Source organism: Mycobacterium sp. (assembly GCF_035506235.1).
In the GTDB taxonomy this organism is placed as follows: Bacteria; Actinomycetota; Actinomycetes; order Mycobacteriales; family Mycobacteriaceae; genus Mycobacterium.
Genome location: NZ_DATJPU010000298.1, coordinates 1 through 7,295, shown reverse-complemented (window position 1 = coordinate 7,295; position 7,295 = coordinate 1). Strand labels below are relative to the sequence as shown.

Annotated in this window: 8 protein-coding genes; 4 read left to right on the top strand and 4 right to left on the bottom strand. The window is 67.1% G+C overall.

Annotated elements, in window-relative coordinates; all coding sequences use genetic code 11:
- Positions 1 to 1,315, top strand: a 1,315-nt coding sequence (locus VMD50_RS27970; protein ID WP_325432917.1) for an iron-containing alcohol dehydrogenase, incomplete at its 5' end; no start/stop codon positions are given.
- A gap of 3 nt (positions 1,316 to 1,318) precedes the next feature.
- Here the strand turns inward: VMD50_RS27970 and VMD50_RS27965 are convergent.
- On the bottom strand, positions 1,319 to 2,275 hold the full coding sequence (locus tag VMD50_RS27965; protein ID WP_325432915.1) for an LLM class F420-dependent oxidoreductase: 957 nt from the start codon (positions 2,273 to 2,275) through the stop codon (positions 1,319 to 1,321).
- A gap of 257 nt (positions 2,276 to 2,532) precedes the next feature.
- Between VMD50_RS27965 and VMD50_RS27960 the strand changes: the two genes are divergently transcribed.
- Positions 2,533 to 3,306, top strand: coding sequence for an enoyl-CoA hydratase/isomerase family protein (locus VMD50_RS27960; RefSeq protein ID WP_325432913.1), 774 nt, complete (start codon positions 2,533 to 2,535; stop codon positions 3,304 to 3,306).
- A gap of 22 nt (positions 3,307 to 3,328) precedes the next feature.
- Positions 3,329 to 4,681, top strand: a complete 1,353-nt coding sequence (locus tag VMD50_RS27955) for an acyl-CoA dehydrogenase family protein (protein ID WP_325432911.1) — start codon at positions 3,329 to 3,331, stop codon at positions 4,679 to 4,681.
- On the opposite strand, the gene VMD50_RS27950 is transcribed toward VMD50_RS27955, so the two are convergent.
- A complete protein-coding gene (locus VMD50_RS27950) occupies positions 4,678 to 5,349 on the bottom strand; it encodes an MspA family porin (RefSeq protein WP_325432919.1) in 672 nt (223 codons plus the stop codon). The two genes, VMD50_RS27955 and VMD50_RS27950, sit on opposite strands and share 4 nt — an antisense overlap.
- 186 nt (positions 5,350 to 5,535) lie before the next feature.
- On the opposite strand from VMD50_RS27950, the gene VMD50_RS27945 reads away from it, so the two are divergent.
- Positions 5,536 to 5,781, top strand: a complete 246-nt coding sequence (locus VMD50_RS27945; RefSeq protein WP_325432909.1) for a hypothetical protein — start codon at positions 5,536 to 5,538, stop codon at positions 5,779 to 5,781.
- 7 nt (positions 5,782 to 5,788) lie between these two features.
- Here VMD50_RS27945 and VMD50_RS27940 read toward each other — a convergent pair whose 3' ends face one another.
- Both VMD50_RS27940 and VMD50_RS27935 read right to left on the bottom strand, forming a co-directional pair.
- A complete protein-coding gene (locus tag VMD50_RS27940; RefSeq protein WP_325432907.1) occupies positions 5,789 to 6,754 on the bottom strand; it encodes a phosphotransferase family protein in 966 nt (321 codons plus the stop codon).
- Positions 6,751 to 7,295: SDR family NAD(P)-dependent oxidoreductase (locus VMD50_RS27935; protein ID WP_325432905.1), on the bottom strand; the 545-nt coding region annotated here is incomplete at its 5' end. The genes VMD50_RS27940 and VMD50_RS27935, both read right to left, overlap by 4 nt.

Below are 7,295 nucleotides of genomic sequence, written 5' to 3'. Positions count from 1 at the left end.
CGTCAACTACCGGCAGCTGCTGAACATCAAGACCGTCTCGCGGCGCCGCATGCCGCCGCAATGGTTCCGCGTCCCGTCCAACACCTACTTCAACGAGGGCGCACTGGACAACCTGCGCGAGCTCGACTGCGAAACCGTCGTTGTGATCACCGATGCGTTGACCGAAGAGCGCGGCGTGGTCGACCAGCTGCGCGGCAAGTTGCGCGCCCAACACGTCCAGGTTTTCAGCGAGGTGACACCGGAGCCCGACGAGGCCACCATCCGCCGTGGTGTTGCGCTGCTGCAGCGGGTCCAACCCGATCTGCTGGTCGCCGTCGGCGGCGGCTCGGTGCTGGACGCCGGCAAGGCGATCCGGCTGTTCTACGAACATCCGGAGAAGAGCCTCGACGAGTTGACAATGCCGTTCCTCGACCCCCGCAAGCGCGTCGCCGACTATCCGGTCGACCGTCATCGCGTCCAATTGGTCGCTGTCCCAACGACATCGGGCACCGGATCGGAAGTTTCGCCGGCGGCGGTGTTGACGGTGCGCGGTAAGAAAGAGACGCTCGTCGACTACAGCCTGGTGCCCGACCTCGCGGTCGTCGACCCGGTTCTCACCTCGTCAATGCCGCACACACTGACCGCCGACACCGGCATCGACGCGCTGACCCATGCCCTGGAGGCGGCCGTCTCGATCTTCGCGTCGCCCTATACGGATGCGTTGTGCGCCCAGGCGGCACGACTGATCTTCGACGCGTTGCCGAGGGCATACGATGACCCCCACGATCTATCCGCGCGGACTGACATGTCCAATGCGGCAACCCTTGCCGGGCTTGCCTTTTCGAATGCGTTCGTCGGGACGAATCACGCGCTCGCCCATGCCGTCGGAGCGAGATTCGGGATCTCGCATGGCCGGGCGAACGGCATTTTCCTGCCGCATGTGCTGCGCTACAACGCAAGTTTGCCAAGCAAGTTCATGCCCGCGCCGGGATATTCTGCCTACGTGGCGCCGGACAAATACGCGCAGCTCGGCCAGCTGATCTTCGGCGGCCATGAGCCCGACGAATGCCGCGGCCGGCTGTTTCGTGGCGTTGATGATCTGCTGAACCGACTGAAGATGCCGCGATCGCTGCGCGAGTACGGCGTCGAGGAGGAGCAATTCCTTGGGGCTCTGCCCGCGCTGGCGATGACGGCTTTCGAGGATCTGAGCAACCGCACAAATCCGCGGATGCCCTTGGTCAGCGAGATCACCGCTTTGCTGCGGGTGGGCTTCTACGGCGATGCCGTTCTCGGCCAGTCACCCCCGCCCGAACGATTGGGGCCGTCTCAAAGCTGAAGCTCAACCGCGCACCGCAGGCATCACGTCACGTTCCCACGCCGCGAAGAACCCGTCCATGTCGAGGCCGATCTGCTGCACGTACACCTCGTCGATGCCGGCGTCGACGTACTTGCGCACCTGCACGACGTGCGTGTCCGGAGCCGGCCCGCACGCGACGATCTCGGCCACCTCCTCCGGCGCCACCAGCGACATCAGCGCGGCGAAGTCCTTGGGCCGCGGCAATATCTGTGCGGTCTGCCCCGGCAGCCCCTCGTTGGCCCACAATCGGTGCGCCACCTTGAGCGCGGCGTCCGGGTCCTGATCCCAGCTGACCTTGGTCCCCGCCTGCACCGGCTTGTCGTCGCCACCGGAGTTCCGGAAAGCCTTGACCAGCTCGCCGTCCGGCATTGCCAGGACGTAGCCGTCGCCGATGCGCCCGGCCAGCTCCGCGCCCTGCGGACCGAAACCGGACACGTAGATCGGCACCGGCTGCTCCGGCCGGGTGTAGATGCGCGCTTCTTGGACCTCGTAGTGCCTGCCGTGGTGGCTCACCTCGTCGCCCTTGTGCAGCTTGCGGATGACCCCGACGGCCTCCTCCAGCATTTCCTGGCGCACCGCGACGGACGGCCAGCTGTCGCCGAGGATGTGCTCGTTGAGCGCCTCCCCGCTGCCCACCCCGAGCACGAACCGGCCGTCGAGCTGCACCGCGGCGGTGGCCGACGCGTGCGCGATGATCGCCGGATGCGTTCGCACGGTCGGGCAGGTGACGGCCGTGCTGACGGGCTGCGACGTCGCCTCCGACAGCGCACCGATCACGCCCCACACGAACGGGCTCTGCCCCTGCTCGTCGTTCCACGGATGAAAATGGTCCGAGATCCACAACGCGTCGAACCCGGCGGCCTCCGCGCGCTTGGCCTGGTCTACCAATTCCTTGGGGCCGAACTGCTCGCAGGACAGAAAATATCCGATCTTGGTCATGGCGGCGGGCTACCTGCTGCGCTGTGGCTTAAGCGAACTTCCGCCACACGAGTCACGCCGTCGGGAGGACCACCCTTTTTGTCCACCTCATAGCGACAACGCAACGAAGTTGTCGCTAGGAGGTGGACAAAAAGCCGATGCCCTTCCGGGCTGAGGCCCGTGTGTCGCGTGGAACTGCGCTCAAGGGTCGCGAGAACAGCTTCGCCGTTTAGGAGAAGGTTATTCTCCCGAATCGAGAGACGCTTTACGATCGGTGGGTGCCGCACACGCTGGAACTCGACCGCTCTCGCGACGGCGTCGTCCTCGTGCGCCTGAGCCGCCCGGAGCGGCTCAACGCCATCAACGAGGCCATGCAAGCCGAATTGGCCGGGGCCCTGGCGGATTTGGGGGCCGATCGGTCGACCCGTGCCATCGTCCTCACCGGAGCCGGTCGCGGCTTTTGCGCCGGCATCGACATGCGCGACTTCGGACCCGACGCGCCCGAGGCGACCGCCCCGGCGCTGGACCGGATGCGTTTCCAGGAGAGCATGGCCGCGCTCGCCCAACACGTCCGGGAAGTGCCGCAGCCCGTCATCGCCGCGGTCAACGGCCCGTGCGTCGGGGCCGGTCTCGCGCTGTGCCTCGCCGCCGACATCCGAATCTGTTCGGCGCAAGCATCCTTCGGCAACGCCGCCATCCTGCTCGGGCTGTCGGGCGCCGAGATGGGCATGAGCTATCACCTGCCCCGCATCGTCGGCACCAGCGTCGCGGCCGACTGGATGCTCACCGGGCGCACGGTCTCGGCTGGCGAGGCCGAGCGGCGGGGGCTGGTCAGCGAGGTCGTCGAACCCGATCGACTGGTCGATCGCGCCGTCGAGTTGGCGGCGCTGATCGCGGGCCTCGCACCGCTCGGCGTGCAATTGACGAAGCGCGCGCTGCAGGTCAACACCGACGCGGCGAGCCTGCCGGCGGCCCTGGAGCTGGAGAACCGCAACCAGGTGATCGCGCATGCGACCGAGGACGCGGCCGAGCGCCGCAAGAAGTGGCAATGACCCAGCTGAGAAGGGACAACGGATGTCGTGGGACTTCTCCACCGACCCGCAGTGGGCCGAACAACTGGAATGGGTCGAGGAGTTCGTGCGCACCGAGTGCGAACCGATTGACCTGATCGTCAAGGAGTCGCACGACCTCAACGATCCGGTGCGGCAGGCGCTAATCCCGCCGCTGCAGGACATCGTCAGGGAGCGCGGCCTGTGGGCCACCCACCTCGGGCCGCACCTGGGCGGTCCGGGCTATGGCCAGGTGAAACTGGCTCTGCTCAACGAGATCCTGGGTCGTTCGGAATGCGCGCCGATCGTCTTCGGTTCGCAGGCCCCCGATTCGGGCAACAGCGAAATCCTTGCGCACTACGGCACGCCCGAGCTCAAGGCGCGCTACCTCGAGCCGCTGCCGGACAACCGCATCGTGTCCTGCTTCTCGATGACCGAGCCACAGGGCGGCGCGGACCCCAAGGTGTTCCGGACCACAGCGGTCCCCGACGGCGATCACTGGATCATCAACGGGGAGAAGTGGTTTTCGTCGTTCGCCTCGATGGCGTCGTTTTTCATCGTGATGGCGATGACCGACCCCGACGCGCCGCCCTATCAGCGCTACTCGATGTTCGTCGTGCCGGGCGACACCCCGGGCATCAATGTGATGCGCGATGTCGGGCTGGGGTATCAGCCGCCGGGTGGCGGCGGGCGCGAGGGCTATGTCCGTTACGAGAACGTCCGGGTGCCCGCCGATCACATGCTGGGCCCGCGCGGCGGGGCCTTCGTCGTCGCCCAAACCCGCTTGGGGGGCGGGCGAATTCATCACGCCATGCGCACGGTGGGGCTGGTCCGGCGCATCTTCGACATGATCTGTGAGCGGGCGGTGTCGCGTTACACCCAGGGCGAGGTCCTGGCCAACAAGCAGCTGGTCCAGGAGATGGTCGCAGACTCATGGATGGAGATCGAGGCCTTCCGCCTGCTGACCCTGCAAACAGCCTGGAAGATCGATCAATTCAACGATTACAGGGCGGTGCGAGCCGACATCTCGGCGGTGAAGGCGATGATGCAGAAGGTGTTGCACGACGTGTCGTCGCGGGCGCTTCAGCTGCACGGGTCGCTGGGCACCACCCACGAGATGCCCTTCGTCCAATACCTGGTGGAATCGTTCGTGCTCGGCCTCGCCGACGGCCCCACCGAAGTGCACAAGGTGACGCTGGCCCGGCTGTTGCTGAAAGACCACCCACCCGCGCCGGACCTGTTTCCCTCCGAACACCTGCTGCGCTTGCGCGCGGCGGCCGAAGCGAAGTTCGCGGACAGGCTGGCGGGCATACCCCGCGGCGTGGCGATCGCTAGCGCGGCGGAGCCGGGCGAAGCGGGTCGCCACCATCGGCCTTAGACGGCCTTGGTGACGCCGACGTACGACAGCACCACATCGGACTGATCGGTCTCCCGGGTCAGCGTCGCATACGAGCGGATGAACGACTGGCCCACGCATCCGTCGATCTTGACGTGGAAGTTGCTGATCATCACCCAGGGACTCGGCCCCTTGAACTGCTTTTTGACCACCGGCACCACGATCACGAGCCCCGGCTTGAGCCCCACAGTGATCACGCCGTTGATCGGCACGGTGACCAACGGGATAAAACCACCGGCCAACGGGAAGCCGATGCCCGGGTTGACGCCGGCGCTACCGGCCATCGTGACGCCGTTAGACGTGCTCATGTCGATTCCGCAGCCGATCTCGTAGCCCACCTCGAGCTGGCCCCGAGGCGGTTCCGGACCGATCAGCGAGCCGACGAATGTTCCGCTGGCCAGGTATTCGCGGGACGAGACCGCCGTGGTCAACGGCGCCACGGGGATCTGCGACTCGTCCTTGGCGCCGAGACCCAGTGTCCAGCCGTCGGGCGTGGTAAGGGTTGCGGGAGGGTTCGATGCCACCCCGCCGTCCGGCGCGGGCGCCGTCGCAGCGGCGGGGTCGACGTCCGGGTCGGCACTTGCCGCCGGCGCCGAGGTCACCATCGTGACGAGACAAACCGCGACAGCCGCAGCGCGGCGAACAACCACGGTTACCGGCCTCACGCGCGACACCGTAGGCGCTCCGCGAATCGGGTCATGGAATTTGCTGGGCACTCGGCTGAAGTCGTTGTGCGTTCGTGACTGATCCGCGATATGGCCCCGGGACGCTGGAGGAACCCTGTGCCGCTTGATTTGCCGGACCGCTAGAATACGCAGCAGACAGAGAGGGCAGCGATGAAGCTTCGCACGTTCGCCTGGGGATTGCTGGCCAGTCCGATGTGCTCCATGGTCCTCGCGGGTGGCACCGGCATAGCGCACGCCGATTCAGACCCGTTGGTGCCGGCGGGGCCAGGGATTGTGGATCTCATCGTGGCGGACACTCCAGTGCTGCTGGTGGATCCGCGCGACGAAGGCGGCCCATCAGCCGATTGGGGTGGTGCTGGGATGTACTGCGAAAACATGTTCGTGCGGTGCCGTTAATCCACCGCTAGTCCAGCAGCGACCGCGCCCGATCCAGCAGCCTGGGCAGCGTATCGGCCATGGCTTCCAATTCGGCCCGCGGAGAACGCCTTCGGCGGTTGTGCTTGACGATCAGCGACCACGTCGCCGCGGACTTGAAACAGGCCAAAGCGGTGAACCAGCCCAAGTCGGTGAGCTCGCAGCCCAACTCGCGTTGATAGATCTCGGCGAGTTCGCTGGTCGGGGGCGCGACCCCGGCGGAGGCCGGAACCCGCTGGTACGTCTCGGGGTCGCAGTTGATCAGAAACCAGCCCGCATCGATGCGCGGATCGCCGATCGACCAGATCTCCCAGTCGATCACCGCGGTGATCCGGGCGCTGACGGCCATCAGGTTGCCCAGCCGGAAGTCACCGTGCACCACGCTGGGCCGCAAAGCCCATGGTGCGCACGCCAATAGGGCGTCCCGCACGCCACGCCAGCCCCGCACCAGCTCCGCATCGACGGTCCGCAGCGTGTCGCACCAGCGCTGGACCTCGGAGACCGGATCGGTGACGGCCTCGCCGGCCAGGCCCAAATCGGACGGCGACAGGCTGTGCAGGGCGGCCATGGCCCGGCACGCATTGCGATAGCGCTCGGCCAGATCGGCAGCCGGCGGGCAGCCGTCGAACAGCGGCTCCACGCAGTCGCCTTGGACCTGGGCCATCACAAACAGCGGCGGGGTATCGGGCGGGCCGCCCGGATCCTCCCACACCACCTCGGGGACCGGGACTTGCGTCGCGGCAAGCGCTTTCATGATGCGGGCCTGACGCAACACGTCGCGGTGCGCGACCGGCTCAACGCCGGGCGGGGCAACCTTGATCACCACCGCCCGGCCGCCGCGCGCACCGCGGAACGTGAGGCTGGACGCGCCCCCGGAGAGTGGGGCGACGTCAACAACGTCCGCGGCCGCGAGTCGCCGGCGCAGCGCGTCGAGGTCGAGCTCGACCAAGTTCATCCAGTCAGCGGGCCGGTTCTCGACCAGCCGACTTCGGCCAGGAAGGACTGCGTGTGCGCGATGCGCCCGGTCATGGTCCGCGGATCGCAGGTGCACAACCGCAGGGCGGTCTCGGTGATCAGATCGATGTCCTCGGTGTCGGTCTTGGCCAGGTCTAGGGTGCCGGCCCCGGGAGTCGCGACGGGGTTGGACGGAGCGGCGGCGTTGACGGCGATGCCGTCGTCATAGAGTTCGGCGGCAAGGCTTTTGGTGAGCCGGTTGAGCGCGGCCTTCGCCGTTGCATAGATGCCGAAGCCCGCGGTCCGGTCGAATTCGGAGAACGGCGGTCCGGGCGGCAGGCCCCCGCCGACCGACGTCAGGTTCAGGATCCACCCACGTCCGCGGTTTCGCATCGCGGGAATCGCCAACTGGCTCAGGTGCAACGGCCCCAGCACGTGCATCTCGATCATCAGCCGGGCCCGCCGTTCGGGAAACCCGTCGAGCGGCCGCAGGAAGGTGACCGCGGCGTTGTTGACCAAGATGTCCGGGGCGCCGACGGCGC

Excerpts from the sequence above, each read along its gene's own strand:
- VMD50_RS27965 (WP_325432915.1), bottom strand. The coding sequence starts at position 2,275 with ATGACCAAGATCGGATATTTTCTGTCCTGCGAGCAGTTCGGCCCCAAG.
- VMD50_RS27955 (WP_325432911.1), top strand. The coding sequence starts at position 3,329 with ATGTCGTGGGACTTCTCCACCGACCCGCAGTGGGCCGAACAACTGGAA.
- VMD50_RS27945 (WP_325432909.1), top strand. The coding sequence starts at position 5,536 with ATGAAGCTTCGCACGTTCGCCTGGGGATTGCTGGCCAGTCCGATGTGC.
- VMD50_RS27940 (WP_325432907.1), bottom strand. The coding sequence starts at position 6,754 with ATGAACTTGGTCGAGCTCGACCTCGACGCGCTGCGCCGGCGACTCGCG.